This is a genomic window from Flavobacterium fluviatile, assembly GCF_010645065.1.
Classification (GTDB): domain Bacteria; phylum Bacteroidota; class Bacteroidia; order Flavobacteriales; family Flavobacteriaceae; genus Flavobacterium; species Flavobacterium fluviatile.
Map to the genome: position 1 here is coordinate 1 of NZ_JAADZW010000092.1, position 648 is coordinate 648.

At 50.2% G+C, this 648-nt stretch carries 1 protein-coding gene; it reads right to left on the minus strand.

Annotation, left to right across the window (positions count from 1 at the left end):
• A partial coding sequence (locus GXM17_RS21405; RefSeq protein WP_208796485.1) for a hypothetical protein occupies nt 1-648 on the minus strand: 648 nt, incomplete at both ends.

The window sequence follows — 648 nt, forward strand, 5'->3', positions numbered from 1 at the left end:
AGTTGTCGATACAGTCGGTACAGCCGGTGCAGCCAATTGCAGTGGAATTATAACCGAAGCCGAAGCAGCCGAAGTACATCCTGAAGCATTAGTTGCAGTGAAAGTATAAACTGTTCCCGCAATTCCATTAATAGCGCCTAGTGCGCCTACAGTTGCCCCAGCCGGAGTCGATGTATAAGTCAGTAAAGCGGAATAGTTGGTAATCGAAGCTGTTCCATTAGCCGAGCATGTAGCCGGAGTTGTCGATACAGTCGGTACAGTCGGAGCAGCCAATTGCAGCTGAATTGTAACCGAAGCCGAAGCAGCCGAAGTACAGTTCAAAGCATTTGTAGCGGTAAAAGTATAAGCTGTTCCCGCAATTCCATTAATAGCGCCTAGTGCGCCTACAGTTGCCCCAGCCGGAGTCGATGTATAAGTCAGTAAAGCGGAATAGTTGGTAATCGAAGCTGTTCCATTAGCCGAGCATGTAGCCGGAGTTGTCGATACAGTCGGTACAGCCGGTGCGGCCAATTGCAGCGGAATTGTAACCGAAGCCGAGGCAGCCGAAGTACAGTTTGAAGCATTTGTAGCTGTGAAAGTATAAGCTGTTCCTGGGGTTCCAGAAATGGCACCCAACGCACCTACAGTTGCCCCAGCCGGAGTCGATGT